The organism is Mesorhizobium sp. M7A.F.Ca.CA.001.04.2.1, assembly GCF_003998485.1.
Lineage (GTDB): Bacteria > Pseudomonadota > Alphaproteobacteria > Rhizobiales > Rhizobiaceae > Mesorhizobium > Mesorhizobium ciceri.
This window is the reverse complement of sequence record NZ_RZQT01000038.1, coordinates 1-13,199: the sequence shown is the minus strand read 5'-3', so window position 1 is coordinate 13,199 and position 13,199 is coordinate 1. Positions and strand designations below refer to the sequence as shown.

Sequence of the window (13,199 nt, the reverse complement as noted above, 5' to 3'; positions counted from 1 at the left end):
ACGCCGTCTTCGGGAGGAGCCGGGGAGAGCGAGGCCAAAGCAGCGTCGGCATCCACGCCGGTAACAGCTGCAGGTCGCAAAACACGGGGAGGCAAAGGCTGGTGGCGGTTCTCGAACTCACCAACATCTCAAGGCATTTCGGCGCCATCCAGGCCGTCAACGACGTTTCGCTGTCGATCGAGCCCGGACAGGTGGTCGGCCTGATGGGCGACAACGGCGCCGGCAAGTCGACGCTGGTCAAGATGATCGCTGGCAATTTCCGCCCGAGCCATGGCACCATGCACATGGACGGCAAGGAATTGATCCTGCACAAGCCGGCGGAAGCCCGCCAGCACGGCATCGAGATCGTCCACCAGGACCTTGCGCTCTGCAACAATCTGACTGCCGCCGCCAATGTCTATCTCGGCCGTGAGTTGCGGCGCGGCGTCGGGCCGTTCCGGATCCTCGACTATGCCTCGATGTACAAGCGTGCCGGCCAGCTCTTCGCCGAATTGAAGTCCGAGACCCGTCCGCGCGACCTCGTCAAGCAGATGTCGGGCGGCCAGCGCCAGGCGGTGGCGATTGCCCGCACCATGCTGTCGCAGGCCAAGATCGTGCTGATGGACGAACCGACGGCGGCGATCTCGGTGCGCCAGGTCGCCGAAGTGCTGAACCTTATCCGCCATTTGCGCGATCAGGGCATCGCCGTCGTTCTGATCAGCCACCGCATGCCTGACGTGTTCACCGTCGCCGACCGCGTCATCGTCATGCGGCGCGGGCGCAAGGTCGCCGACAAGACGATTGCGTCGAGCTCGCCCGAGGAAGTCACGGGGCTGATCACCGGCGCTATCGAACAGGTTTGATTTCAAGCGAATTCCACCACGCACAGCAGATGAAGGTCGACGATGGCACTGACAATTGACCAGCCGATCGAGCATAAGCAGCAATCCTTGGCCGCGAGACTGTTTGCCAGCCAGACTTTCTGGGTGGTGATCGCGGTCATCCTTGCCTGCGTGTTCCTGTCGTTTGCCACCGACGCTTTCGCCACCTCGAAGAACCTCTACAACATCACCCGCAACATCACCTTCGTCGCCATCATCGCGCTCGGCATGACCTTCGTCATCATCACCGGCGGCATCGACCTGTCGGTCGGCTCGGTGCTGTGCCTGTCGTCGATGGTGCTGGCCGTCACCATGCATGCCGGCTACTCGATCGAGGTCGGCATCCTGGCCTCGATTGCCACCGCGCTCGCCATTGGCGCCTTCAACGGCGTGCTGATCGCCTATCTCGGCTTTCCACCCTTCGTGGTGACGCTCGGCATGCTGTCGATCGCCCGAAGCCTCGCCATGGTCGCCTCCAACAACACGGTGGTCTTCCAGTTCGGGCCGGACCATGCCAAGCTTCTGTCATTGGGCGGCGGCGCCTGGGTGTTCGGCATCGCCAACCCGGTGCTTTACATGATCCTTCTGGCGCTGATCACCGGCTTCATCCTGCGCTGGACCAAGTTCGGCCGCCATATCTTCGCCATCGGCGGCAATGAGCACGCGGCAACGCTGACCGGCGTTCCGGTGCGCCAGATCAAGGTTGCCGTCTACATGATCTCGGCACTGTCGGCGGGCATTGCGGGCATCATCCAGACCGGCTGGCTGGGTGCCGTCACCACCAATCTCGGCACCGGCATGGAGCTGCAGGTAATCGCCGCCACCGTCATCGGCGGCGCCAATCTGGCCGGCGGCGTCGGCACCGCCTTCGGCGCCATCGTCGGCGCGGCCCTGATCGAGGTGATCCGCAACAGTCTCGGCCTGCTCGGCATCAATGCCTTCTGGCAAGGCGTCTTCATCGGCGGCGCCATCCTGCTGGCGGTGCTGTTCGACCGCATCCGCAATTTCCGCCGCAGCGACTAGAACCATGATCCCGAAAAGTGGAAACCGGTTTTCTCGGACAAACGGAACCGTTTGTCCGGAGATCATGGTCAAACAAAAGACGGTTTGATGGCCAACTCCCTGTTCAGCCTCGAGGGCCGGCTGGCGCTGGTGACCGGCTCCGGCCAGGGCATCGGCTTCGCGCTGGCTCGGGGCCTGGCCGAACATGGGGCAAGCGTGGTGCTGAACGGCCGCGACGCCGCCAGGATCGACAGCGCCGTCGAAAAGCTGCGCAACGCCGGCTTCAAGGCGCACGCCTCGGTATTCGACGTCACCGATTTTCAGGCGGTCAACGAGGACATTGCCCGCATCGAGGCCGAGATCGGCGCCATCGACACCCTCATCAACAATGCCGGCATACAATTCCGCGCCCCGCTCGAGGACTTTCCCGAGGAGCAATGGGAGCGCCTGTTCAAGACCAATGTGTCGGGCGCCTTCCATGCAGCCAAGGCGGTCGCCCGCCACATGATCCCGCGCGGCAAGGGCAAGATCATCAACGTCGGTTCGGTGCAGAGCGAACTGGCAAGGCCGAACATCGCGCCCTACACCGCCACCAAGGGCGCGATCCGCAACCTGACAAGGGGCATGTGCGCCGATTGGGCCAAACACGGCCTGCAGATCAATGCGATCGCGCCCGGCTATTTCCGTACCGAGATGAACCAGGCGCTGGTCGACAATCCCGAATTTTCCGCCTGGCTGGAAAAGCGCACGCCGGCCGGGCGCTGGGGCAATGTCGACGAGTTGATCGGCGCCGCGGTGTTCCTTGCCTCCGACGCCTCGTCCTTCGTCAACGGCCATACGCTGTATGTCGATGGCGGCATGACGGCTTCGGTTTGAGGTTGGCAATTCTCCCGACCGCTATTCGTTCCAGTGCGTATCGCTCAGTCTGAAAATCCGGCCTCACTGGCCGTCATTCGCCCTCGCCGCCCGCGCGCGTCTTGACGCGGCCCCGAACTCGGCCGCACAATCCCCACTGCAGGCGAAGGGAGGCCAGTCGCCTGCGGGAGGATATACCCATGACGGAAGCGATCAGGCTCTACTGGGGCCGGTTCGGACATGTTTCTATCCTGAATGTCGCAAGCGACTTCGTCACCCATGCCCATGTCGAGGCCCATCTCATCATCTGGCTGGAAGGTACGGCCGGCGAAATGACCATCGGCCGCGAGACCGTCCGGCTTGGGCCTGGAACGGCCGCCGGCATCAACTCCTTCCAGCCGCACAGCCATGTTCTGTCGCAAAACGGGACGCCCGGTCTGTTTCTCGCCTTCTACATCGATCCCGACTGGGCGCGGCGCCGCCGCGACCTGCCTTCGTCGGCGCCGCTGTTTTCACAAGCCGCGATCACGCTGGAACCGTGGCTGCATCAGGCCGCCGCCAATCTGCTCGACCACCTCAGCGACAATGAGAGCGTCGACGATATCGCCAACTACGAGATCGAGCGTTTCATCGATAGCGTGCTCGACGCCGCCGACGCCTCGGCGCCGCAGGAGGCCCGTGTCCGCATCAACACCATGCAGGATTTTCGTGTCCGCAAGGCAATCCAGTTGATGAGAGCCAATGTCTGCGAGCGCATCTGCTTCGACGACGTGGCGCGCAGCGTCGGCCTGTCGCGACCGCATTTCTTCGCTTTGTTCAAGGAACAGACCAATCTGACGCCCAATGTCTACTGGAACACGCTGCGCATGGAGGAAGCGGTGCGGCAGCTGCAATGGTCGCAGGAACCGCTGATCTCGGTCGCCTGCAATCTCGGCTTCACCACGCAGGGCAATTTCTCGCGCTTCTTCCGCGACCATGTCGGCGTGCCGCCGACGCTCTACCGCGAGGCCGCGCGGGCGATCGCCTGAGCCAACCGCCCTTTTTCAGACTCCCCGCCCTTTTTCAGACTCCTTGATAGGCGCTCAAGACGCATTGATAAGCGTCGCTGAAATGGCCGCCCTACCCTTGCACCGGATCGCTTTTGCAAGGGAACATTTTGAATGGCCAAAGTCACCATCTCCAGCGTCATCGACGCGCCGGTCGAAAAGGTCTGGGCGCGCATACGCGACTTCAACGGGCTGCCGGACTGGCATCCGCGCATGGTGGAAAGCCGCATTGAAGACGGCAAGGATGCCACCACAATCGGCTGCGTGCGCAATTTCCAGCTCGCCAGCGGCGCCCGCCTGCGCGAAAAGCTGCTCGACTTCTCCGATCAGAATTTCCTGGTCAGCTACTCCATCCTCGAGACGCCGCAGCCGCTGACCAACCACAAGGCGACCCTGCAGCTGCGGCGCGTGACCGATGGCGACCGCACCTACGCCGAATGGACCGCCAGCTTCGACGCCGCGCCCGAGGAGGCAGACAAGCTGGCCGAGGGCATGGGCGCCAATGTCTTTCAGGGCGGCTTCAACGCCCTGAAAAGCCATTTCGCCGGCCAGAGCTGACAGGAGCCAGACCATGGCGCTGGCACTGCAGACTTTTGCAACGGTGAAAGACGCGAACGCGGCACTGAAGGCGGCCGGCACCCGCTATCTCGGTGGCGGCACGCTGGTCGTCCGCGCGGCCAATGAAGGCGATGTTTCGGTATCCAGCCTTATCAGGTCGACCGAGCCGTCTTTGTCCACCATCGCTGTTGCCGGCGGCAAAGTCCGCATCGGCGCTTCGGTGACCATGGCGGCGATCGCCGGCCATCCGGAGCTCGGCACGCTCGCCAAGGCCGCCCGCGCCGTCGGAGGCCCGGCCATCCGCAACATGGCGACCGTCGGCGGCAATCTTTTTGCCCCGAGCCCGTATGGCGATTTCGCTGTTGCCCTGCTGGCGCTCGATGCGACGGTCAGCACCGATGACGGTGAAACGCCGATCGAGACTTTCCTAGCCAATCGGGGCGGCAGCCGCGTCGTCGTCACTTCCGTGAGCTTCACGCTTCCGAAGGCCGACAGTTTCCGCTTCCTGAAAGTGTCGAGGGTCAAGCCCAAGGGCGTCTCCGTGCTCAGCATAGCCGGTGCTCTGGAACTGTCGTCGGATGGCTCCGTGACCTCGGCGCGGATCGCGCTCGGCTGCATGGCGGATCGGCCCATGCGCGCCAGGGCGGCGGAAAAAGCGCTGATCGGCCGAACGCTGACCGCTGACGGCATCGCGCCGGCCTTGGCCGCGGCCGGTGATGGCACCTCGCCCATCACCGACCCGATCGCCAGCGCCTGGTATCGCGCCGAAGTCCTGCCGGTTCATCTCGGCCGGTTGCTGCTCGCATAATATTTGTTCGGGGGCGCGCGTCTGTCCGCTGGTTCGGGCAGGCGCGCAAGGAGGAAAACATGGCAAAGATCCCGGTTCAGTTCACGCTCAACGGTTCTGAAAAGGCCGAATTCATCGATAGCGGCACGACGCTGCTGCACGCCTTGCGCGACAAGATCGGTGACACCTCGCCGAAGGGCGGCTGCCATCAAGGCACCTGCGGCGCCTGTTCTGTCATCATAGACGGCGAACTCCGGCTCTCCTGCCTGACGTTGGCCGAGACCTGCAATGGCGCCGTCATCAGCACGACATCAGGGCTTTCGGAAAGCGGCGTGCTGCACCCGCTGCAGCGCGCCTTTCTCGACACGTTCGCCACGCAATGCGGCTTCTGCACGCCGGGCATGATCATGGCGGCCAAGGTGCTGCTCGACCACACGCCCAATCCCAGCCGCGACGAGGTGGTCGAGGCGCTGTCGGGCAACATCTGCCGCTGCACCGGTTACGAGCCGATCATCCAGGCGGTGCTGACCGCCGCCCGCGCCAATTCGCAGAACGCGGCCTGAGGGGTCCAAAACAATGGAACTGCGCAAGAACTACTTCGCCGATGTCCGCAAGGACGATCTGCACGAGATCGGCCAGCCGCGGCCGCGCTCGGATTCGCCCGGCCATGTCACCGGCAGGACCGCCTTTTTCGCCGACCGCAATTTCCCCGGCATGCTGCACCTGAAGATGGTACGCAGCCCGCATCACCATGCCCGCATCCGTTCGATCGACACCTCGGAGGCGGAAAAACATCCGGGCGTGGTGAAAATTCTGACCGCCAAGGACGTGCCGCACAATGTCTACACCATCCTGATCCTGATCCAGATCGGGCCGGAGGACGAGACGGTGCTTGCCGACGGCAAGGTGCGCTGGAAGGGCGAGGCCGTGGTGGCGGTGCTGGCCGAAACCGAGCGAGCGGCACAAGAGGCCGCAGCCAAGGTCAAGGTCGACTATGAGGTGCTGCCGGCCGTCTTCGACATGGAAGAGGCGCTGAAACCCGACGCGCCGCTGGTCAACGAATATCACGGCCAGAATTATTACCTCTATGATAGCGGCGAGTGCCGTAAGGTGCGCTTCGGCGATGTCGAGGCGGGCTTCGCCGGCGCCGACCACATACTGGAGCAGAGCTACCAGTCTTCGCCGATCGAGCACGCGCCGACCGAGACCACCGGCTGCGTGGTGGCGCCCGAGGGCAATGACCGCTTCACCTGCTACACCAACACGCAGGCGATGTTCTTCACGCTCGACAACACCTCGATCATCCTGCAGATGCCGGGCAGCAAATTGCATTTCGTCGGCGGCACAGTCGGCGGCGGTTTTGGCGGCAAGGTCGACGTCATCGTCGAGCCGATCGCCATCCTCGGCGCAAAACTAACAGGACGACCAGTCTGTTTTATCTACAGCCGCGAGGAGGAGATGCAGATCTCGTCGCCGCGCGCCGCTGAAAAGGTCGTCATCAAGGACGGCGTCATGAAAGATGGCCGCATCGTCGCGCGCAAGGTCACCGGATACACCGATGCCGGCGCCTATTCGCGCCACTCGCCCTATGGCGCGCAGAAGGGCGCGGGGCATTATCCCGGCCCCTACACTATTCCGAACGTCTGGATCGACACCTACTGCGTCTACACCAACCGCACGCCGTCGTCGGCCATGCGCGGCTTCGGCGTCACCATCGGCGATTTCGCGCTGGAGGTGCAGATGGACAAGCTGGCGCGCCTGATCGGCATGGACCCGCTCGAATTCCGCTTCATCAACGCCTATCGCGACGGCGACATGAAGGCGCACCGCCAGCCGACAGAGGGCGCCGCACTGATCGAATGCATGCAGGAAGCTTCGCGCGCCGCCAACTGGCCGGTGGCGGAAAGGTACATGGCGATGTCCTCCTATACGAAGGGAGCTTGAGATGGCGATCAGGCGCGGACGCGGCGTTGCCGCGATCAACTATCCCACCGGTATGAACCTCGGCGGTGACCCGACGCAGGCACTGGTGCACTCGACGCCGACAGGCAATTTCATGGTGACGCTGTCATCGGTCGATCTCGGGCAGGGCATGAAGCAAATCATGGCGCAGATCTGCGCCGAGACCATCGGCGTGCCGACAGACCGCGTCGTCGTCGACACCGCCGACACCGACACCGGCCCGCACTGCATGGGCACCTTCGCCTCGCGCGGTACGCACCGCGCCGGCAACGCCGTCATCCAGGCGGCAAGGGAAGCGCGGCAGGTGATGCTGGAAGTGGCCGCCGAGGAACTGGAGGTGAACGCCTCCGATCTCGAGACAGACGGCCAGGGCAACATCCTGGTCAAGGGCGCCCCGCAAAAATCGATCTCGATCTTCGATGTCGCGCTGTCGGCGCATTTCAAGCGCGGTCGCTCGATCTCGGGCCGCGGCATGTTCCTGATTCCGCGCTCCTATCCGGAGAAAGAGACTGGCGCGATGAAGCCATCGACCTGCTACGCGCATGCCTGCACCGTGGCCGAGGTCGAGGTCGACGACGAGACCGGCGAGGTCACCGTGCTGACGGTGAAGAACGTCTTCGAGATCGGCCGCGCGCTGAACCCGAAAATGGTCGAACAGCAACTGGTCGGCGGTTCGTGGATGGGCATCAGCCATGCGCTCTACGAGACGACCGAGCCCTATTATCCCAACCGCGACCATGGCGGCACGGACTTCAACCAGTATCTGATGCCCGGCCCCGGCGACCTCGCCGAGACCGAGATCATCGTGCTGGAGCGGCCATCGGCGGACGGGCCATACGGCGCCAAGGGGCCGGGCGAAATGTGCGCCAACCCGCAGATCCCGGCGGTCGCCAATGCCGTCTTCGACGCTGTCGGCGTGCGCATCGACACGCTGCCGATCACGCCGGAGCGCGTCCTGCGCGCGCTGAAGGCGCAAGCGGCGAACTGAGGCTGGAATGAACGGGACAAGCGCCGAGACTGTCGCAATCTCACCGGAGGCGGTGGCGCAGCATCTTGCCGCCTCGCGCTATCTGGCCGACGACAGTCTTGCGACCGCGATCTTCCTGGCGATCCGGCTGGGGAAGCCGCTGCTGCTCGAAGGCGCACCAGGCGTCGGCAAGACGGAAGCGGCCAAGGCGATCGCCGCGCTGCTCGGCCGCGATCTGGTGCGGCTGCAATGCTATGAAGGCGTCGACGCCGCGCACGCGCTCTACGAATGGAATTATCAACGCCAGCTGCTCGCCATTCGCCACGCCGGCGAGCACGAGATCGACATCTACGAGGACCGTTTCCTGATCGCCCGGCCGCTGCTGCAGGTGCTGAAAGCGCCGGAACAGCGCGTGCTGCTGGTCGACGAGATCGACCGCTCGGATCATGAATTCGAGGCGCTGCTTCTGGAATTCCTCTCCGATTTCCAGATCAGCATTCCCGAACGCGGCACGATCCGCGCCACGGCACAGCCGATCGTCATCCTGACCTCGAACCGCACCCGCGAGCTTGCCGAGGCGCTGCGCCGCCGCTGTGTCTACCACTGGATCGGCTATCCCGACGCCGAGCGCGAGGCCGCCATCATCATGCTGCGCGCCGGCGATGTGGCCGAGGTAACGGCGCGCGCGGTGGCGGCGGCCGTGCAGACCATCCGCGCCCGGCCGCTGGCCAAGCCGCCGGGTATCGCCGAGGCCGTCGAATGGGCCAATGCCGCCACCATCCTGGAGAAGGGCGGCAGCCCGTGGCCGGAAGCCTTCCGCCGCGCCATCGGCGTGCTGATCAAGGACGAGGAAGACCTTTCCTACATCGCACCGGAGCTTGGCCGGATCGTCGAGGAGGCGCTGGCGTGACGCGGGAGGTCATTTCGCAAGGCTGGCGGGACAGCGCCCTCCTCTGTCCTGCCGGACATCTCCCCCTCAAGGGGGGAGATCGGATGTCATCCCCGCTTTCGCTAATCGCTGACGTCGCCGAACAGAGCGAAGCGCCGAAGCTGCCAATCTCCCCCCTTGAGGGGGAGATGTCCGGCAGGACAGAGGGGGGCGACACAGAATGATGCGGGAAACAAGCCTCCCCCGCGCCGCCTCGCCATTCCTGGGTTTTGCCAGGCTCTTGCGCCGCTACGGCTTTGCCATAGCCCCCGAGCAAGTCTCCGGCTTCATGCAGGCGGTGACGTTGCTCGGTCCACGCTCGATGGCCGACATCCGCGAGGCGGCCCTCGCCACCCTGGCGCCGCCGCCCGACCGCCGCGACGAATTCGAAGCGCATTTCCAGAGCCATTTCTATGGCAACAGGTCCGCCGTGGTCGAAGGCGACGCCGACGAGGAAACCCGCATCAAGGATGATGGCGGTGCGAGCCAGGAAGAGATCGAGGTCATCAGCCATCAGGAAGGTGGCGAACTCTCTTCCGGCGCCGAACAACTGAGTACCCGCGATTTCAAGCGCGACGACGACAACCTTGCCGCTTTCCGCCGCAGGCTCGCTTCAGCCTTGCCCGCCCGCCGCTCGTTCCGCACCGTGCGCACGCATTCGCGCGGCAAGCTCGATCTGCGCCGGTCGCTGCGGGAAATCGTCAGCGCCGATGGCGACGTGCCCTCGCCGCTGCTGCGCCGCCGCCAGACCGTGCCGCGCAAGCTGCTGCTGCTGATCGACGTTTCCGGCTCGATGAAGCTGCACACCGCAGACTATCTCAAGCTGGCGCATGCCGCCGTGCAAGGCGCGGACCGCGCCGAAATCTTCACCTTCGGCACGCGGCTGACCCGCATCACCGCGGCATTGCGCATCCGCGACCGCGACCAGGCATTGGCCCGCGCCGCAGCCCAGGTCGACGATTGGGACGGCGGCACCCGCATGGGCCCGACGCTGCTCGCTTTCCTCTCGGTGCCGCGCTTCTCGTCGTTTGCACGCGGTGCCGCAATCGTCATCCTGTCCGACGCGCTGGAGCGGGGCGACCATGGTGAACTGGAGACGGCGATGCGGCGGCTGAGCGCCCGCGCCTTCCGGCTGTCGCTGGCCACACCCTTGGCCGGCGATCCGCGCTTCCGGCCGGCGACGGCGGCACTGCGCGCCATCCTCCCCGCGCTCGACGATCTGGTCGACGGCTCATCGCTCGCCGGTCTCACCGATTTCATCCTGTCGCTCGCCCGCCCTGCTCCGGCGGCGGCGACAATCTGGAAGAGGGTTTCATGATGCAGAAAACCATCGACGCACATTTCCACATCTGGCGCCAACAGGACCAGCCATGGCTGGTCGGACCGATGGTGCCGCGCATCTTCGGCCCCTACGAACCGATCCGGCGCGACTATCCGATCGAGGAATTTCTCGAAGACCAGAGGGATTCAGGCGTCGAGAAGGCCGTCTACGTCCAGACCAACTGGGCCAAGGAGGATTTCGAGAAGGAAGTCGCTTTCCTGCAGAAGACGTCCGACGAAACCGGCTGGCCGCATGCCATCGTCGGCTACACCGACATGACCGTCGACGATATCAGGCCTCAGATCGATCGCTTGATGAAATACAAGCTGCTGCGCGGCGTGCGCATGCAGTTGCACTGGCACGAGACCCCGGCCTTCCGCTTCGCCGCCTCCGCCGATCAGATGATCGACCCGAAAGTGCGCGCCAATGTGGCGCGGCTCAAGGATTATGGCCTGTCCTTCGACCTACAGCTCTTCCCCGCCCAAATGAAGGACGGCCTGACGCTGGTCGGCGAGAACCCCGAAACGAATTTCATCCTCACCCATGCAGGCATGCTGACCGGCATGGAACCGGAAAACACCAAGGCCTGGAAGGCAGGCCTGCGAACGCTGTCGGCGGCGCCCAATCTTTACGCCAAGCTGTCGGGCCTCGGCACCTTCGTCCACCGCAACGATCCCCTGCTGATCGCCTATGTCGTAGACAACGCGATCGATATCCTGGGCGCCGACCATCTGATGTTCGGTTCGAACTTCCCGATCGAGAAACTGTGGACCAGCCACGCTGAGCTGATCAAGGCGCACCGCGACGCGGTGGCCAAGCATGGTGCGGTGGCCGAGGCGGATATCTTCTGGAACACGGCGGAGAAGGTTTACCGGCCGGTGTGACGCCTCACTTCACCTCGAACTGCGGATCGACTGGAATCTGCATCGCCGTCACCAGATGGTTGGTCTGGCCGGCGAGCCCGATGATCGACACCAGTTCGCCATGCTGCGCATCGGTCATGCCCTTGGCGCGGGCTGCCGCCGTGTGCGAGTGGACGCAGTAGGAGCAGCCATTGGCGGTCGACACCGCGATGTAGATCATCTCCTTGGTCAGCGGATCGATGGCGCTGTCGGCGACCATCACCACCTTCAACTGTTCCCAGATCCGCTTCAGCGCCGAAGGATCATTGGCCAGCCCGCGCCAGAAATTGTTGATAAAATCGGATTTGCGCGTCGCGCGGATGTCGTCGAACACGGCTTTCACGGCGGGAATCTTTTCGACCTCGGCATCGCTGAGGAGTTTTGTGGTGGCCATGGGGTTTTTCCTTCGTTGGATCGTTGCGTGAATTGAATCAGGTCTTGAGCAATTGCGGCCAATCCACTCGTCCGATTCACTTTTCCAGCGCCGGCGTCTAGATTCAGGTCAGGCCGAGTCGAAAATGGTGAGTTCCGAGAACCGGAGCGGAGCGTACTTTTCGTACGTGAGCACCGGAAGCGCAGGAAACCGCCATTTGCAGGCCGGCCTCACCTGAATCTAATGCACGGCCGCATACATGATCTTCTCCTCCGTCGCCTCCGCCGGCGAAAACTCCTCCACAATACGCCCTTGGCGGCAGACCAGGATGCGGTCGGACAGGTTCATGATCTCCGGCAGGTAGGACGAGATGACGACGACGGCCAGCCCCTCATCGGCCAGCCGGTTGATGATCTGGTGGATCTCGGCGATCGCGCCGACATCGACGCCACGTGTCGGCTCGTCGAAGATGACGATGCGCGGCTTCTGCACCAGCCCCTTGCCGATCACCACCTTCTGCTGGTTGCCGCCTGACAGCTCGACGACGCGCGCATTGTCGTTGATTGCCTTGATGTTCAGCGTCTTCGTCCATTCGGCCGAGAGCGCGCGCATCTCCTGCGTGTTGATCACCCAGGCCTTTTCGCGGCCCGCCGCCAGCAGTCCGCCGAACAGGTTTTCGGCAATGCCCATCGTCTCGAAGATGCCTTCGCTCTTGCGGTCCTCGGTGACATAGACGATGCCGTCGGCCACCGCTTCGCTCGGCACGAGATAGCGCACCGGTCTGTCATCGAGTTCAATCGCGCCGCCGCGCAGGAAATCCCGCTTGTAGATGCCTGAGACGATCTTGAATGTCTCGGTGCGGCCGGAGCCGATCAGCCCAAACACGCCGGTGATCTGGCCCTCGAAGATCGAAAAAGAGGTGTTGCGCACGACATTGCTCATCGAAATGTCCTGCACCGACAGCACTTTCTTGCCCGCCTTGCGCAGCTTCGCTTCGTCGCGCTGGCGGTAGATCTGTCCCGATAGCGTGCGCCCGACCATGGCGGAAACGATCCTGTCGCGGTCGAAGGCGGATGTGTCGTCGGTAATGACCAGCTCGCCGTCGCGCAGGATGGTGATGCGGTCGGCGATATCGAGCGCCTCTTCCAGCGCATGGCTGATGAAGACGATCGAGACGCCGCCCGCCTTCAGCCGGCGGATCAGCGCGAAGAAGTGCCGCTTCTCCTCCGGCGTCAGCGTCGCCGTCGGCTCGTCGAAGATGATGATCTCGGCATTGTGGTGGACGGCGCGCGCGATCTCGACCATCTGCCGCTTGGCCGCACCCAGCGTTGCCACCATGGCGTTGGGGTCGACCGGGAAGTTCAGCGACTGCAGGAACTGCTGCGCTGAAATGTAGGTGCCGCGCAGCCGGTTGAGGAACTTTTCGGTGCCGAGATAAAGGTTCTGCGCCACCGTCATCGACGGCACCAGGCTGGTCTCCTGGAACACCATCGCGATGCCGGCTTCAAGCGCTGCGTGCGGCGAGGCGTAGGCGATTTCCTGGCCCTTGTGGAACATCTTGCCCGAGTTGGCATCGACCACACCGGCGATGATCTTGGTCAGCGTCGATTTTCCCGCGCCGTTCTCGCCAAGCAGCGC

The 13,199-nt window shown here is 63.9% G+C and carries 14 protein-coding genes; 12 read left to right on the top strand and 2 right to left on the bottom strand.

The genetic code is table 11. The features are described from left to right. The first annotated feature begins 101 nt into the window (after positions 1–101). The 12 genes from EN955_RS14675 to EN955_RS14615 all read left to right on the top strand — a co-directional run bounded on the left by EN955_RS14675 (position 102) and on the right by EN955_RS14615 (position 11,170). Positions 102–842, top strand: coding sequence for an ATP-binding cassette domain-containing protein (locus tag EN955_RS14675; protein ID WP_013530854.1), 741 nt, complete (start codon positions 102–104; stop codon positions 840–842). A 42-nt stretch (positions 843–884) separates the two neighbouring features. After that, entirely contained in the window at positions 885–1,883 is a 999-nt protein-coding gene (locus EN955_RS14670) for an ABC transporter permease (protein ID WP_013530853.1), read from the top strand. Positions 1,884–1,970: 87 nt separating this feature from the next. Next, positions 1,971–2,738 carry an SDR family oxidoreductase gene (locus EN955_RS14665; RefSeq protein ID WP_024501540.1) on the top strand — a complete coding sequence of 256 codons (768 nt, stop codon included), beginning with the start codon at positions 1,971–1,973 and terminating at the stop codon, positions 2,736–2,738. 179 nt (positions 2,739–2,917) lie between these two features. Beyond that, positions 2,918–3,745 carry an AraC family transcriptional regulator gene (locus EN955_RS14660; protein WP_024501541.1) on the top strand — a complete coding sequence of 276 codons (828 nt, stop codon included), beginning with the start codon at positions 2,918–2,920 and terminating at the stop codon, positions 3,743–3,745. A gap of 132 nt (positions 3,746–3,877) precedes the next feature. Next, on the top strand, positions 3,878–4,321 hold the full coding sequence (locus EN955_RS14655; RefSeq protein WP_024501542.1) for an SRPBCC family protein: 444 nt from the start codon (positions 3,878–3,880) through the stop codon (positions 4,319–4,321). A gap of 13 nt (positions 4,322–4,334) precedes the next feature. Then, positions 4,335–5,129, top strand: coding sequence for an FAD binding domain-containing protein (locus tag EN955_RS14650; RefSeq protein ID WP_024501543.1), 795 nt, complete (start codon positions 4,335–4,337; stop codon positions 5,127–5,129). 59 nt (positions 5,130–5,188) lie between these two features. After that, entirely contained in the window at positions 5,189–5,671 is a 483-nt protein-coding gene (locus EN955_RS14645; protein ID WP_024501544.1) for a (2Fe-2S)-binding protein, read from the top strand. A 13-nt stretch (positions 5,672–5,684) separates the two neighbouring features. Then, positions 5,685–7,052, top strand: coding sequence for a xanthine dehydrogenase family protein molybdopterin-binding subunit (locus EN955_RS35890; protein ID WP_024501545.1), 1,368 nt, complete (start codon positions 5,685–5,687; stop codon positions 7,050–7,052). 1 nt (position 7,053) lies between these two features. Beyond that, a complete protein-coding gene (locus EN955_RS35885; RefSeq protein WP_013530846.1) occupies positions 7,054–8,058 on the top strand; it encodes a molybdopterin cofactor-binding domain-containing protein in 1,005 nt (334 codons plus the stop codon). A 7-nt stretch (positions 8,059–8,065) separates the two neighbouring features. Further along, positions 8,066–8,947, top strand: coding sequence for a MoxR family ATPase (locus EN955_RS14630; protein WP_024501546.1), 882 nt, complete (start codon positions 8,066–8,068; stop codon positions 8,945–8,947). A 199-nt stretch (positions 8,948–9,146) separates the two neighbouring features. Continuing rightward, on the top strand, positions 9,147–10,283 hold the full coding sequence (locus tag EN955_RS14620; RefSeq protein ID WP_024501548.1) for a VWA domain-containing protein: 1,137 nt from the start codon (positions 9,147–9,149) through the stop codon (positions 10,281–10,283). Then, positions 10,283–11,170, top strand: coding sequence for an amidohydrolase (locus tag EN955_RS14615; RefSeq protein ID WP_024501549.1), 888 nt, complete (start codon positions 10,283–10,285; stop codon positions 11,168–11,170). The genes EN955_RS14620 and EN955_RS14615 overlap by 1 nt, the downstream gene beginning before the upstream one ends. A gap of 4 nt (positions 11,171–11,174) precedes the next feature. Here the strand turns inward: EN955_RS14615 and EN955_RS14610 are convergent, their stop codons facing one another. Further along, entirely contained in the window at positions 11,175–11,582 is a 408-nt protein-coding gene (locus EN955_RS14610; protein WP_024501550.1) for a carboxymuconolactone decarboxylase family protein, read from the bottom strand. Positions 11,583–11,801: 219 nt separating this feature from the next. Beyond that, on the bottom strand, positions 11,802–13,199 hold a 1,398-nt coding region (locus tag EN955_RS14605; RefSeq protein WP_164769879.1), incomplete at its 5' end, for a sugar ABC transporter ATP-binding protein.

What these genes read in the sequence shown, in the direction of transcription:
- EN955_RS14670 (WP_013530853.1), top strand. Translation starts at nt 885, where the DNA reads ATGGCACTGACAATTGACCAGCCGATCGAGCATAAGCAGCAATCCTTG.
- EN955_RS14665 (WP_024501540.1), top strand. Translation starts at nt 1,971, where the DNA reads ATGGCCAACTCCCTGTTCAGCCTCGAGGGCCGGCTGGCGCTGGTGACC.
- EN955_RS14660 (WP_024501541.1), top strand. Translation starts at nt 2,918, where the DNA reads ATGACGGAAGCGATCAGGCTCTACTGGGGCCGGTTCGGACATGTTTCT.
- EN955_RS14655 (WP_024501542.1), top strand. Translation starts at nt 3,878, where the DNA reads ATGGCCAAAGTCACCATCTCCAGCGTCATCGACGCGCCGGTCGAAAAG.
- EN955_RS14650 (WP_024501543.1), top strand. Translation starts at nt 4,335, where the DNA reads ATGGCGCTGGCACTGCAGACTTTTGCAACGGTGAAAGACGCGAACGCG.
- EN955_RS14645 (WP_024501544.1), top strand. Translation starts at nt 5,189, where the DNA reads ATGGCAAAGATCCCGGTTCAGTTCACGCTCAACGGTTCTGAAAAGGCC.
- EN955_RS35890 (WP_024501545.1), top strand. Translation starts at nt 5,685, where the DNA reads ATGGAACTGCGCAAGAACTACTTCGCCGATGTCCGCAAGGACGATCTG.
- EN955_RS35885 (WP_013530846.1), top strand. Translation starts at nt 7,054, where the DNA reads ATGGCGATCAGGCGCGGACGCGGCGTTGCCGCGATCAACTATCCCACC.
- EN955_RS14630 (WP_024501546.1), top strand. Translation starts at nt 8,066, where the DNA reads ATGAACGGGACAAGCGCCGAGACTGTCGCAATCTCACCGGAGGCGGTG.
- EN955_RS14620 (WP_024501548.1), top strand. Translation starts at nt 9,147, where the DNA reads ATGATGCGGGAAACAAGCCTCCCCCGCGCCGCCTCGCCATTCCTGGGT.
- EN955_RS14615 (WP_024501549.1), top strand. Translation starts at nt 10,283, where the DNA reads ATGCAGAAAACCATCGACGCACATTTCCACATCTGGCGCCAACAGGAC.
- EN955_RS14610 (WP_024501550.1), bottom strand. Translation starts at nt 11,582, where the DNA reads ATGGCCACCACAAAACTCCTCAGCGATGCCGAGGTCGAAAAGATTCCC.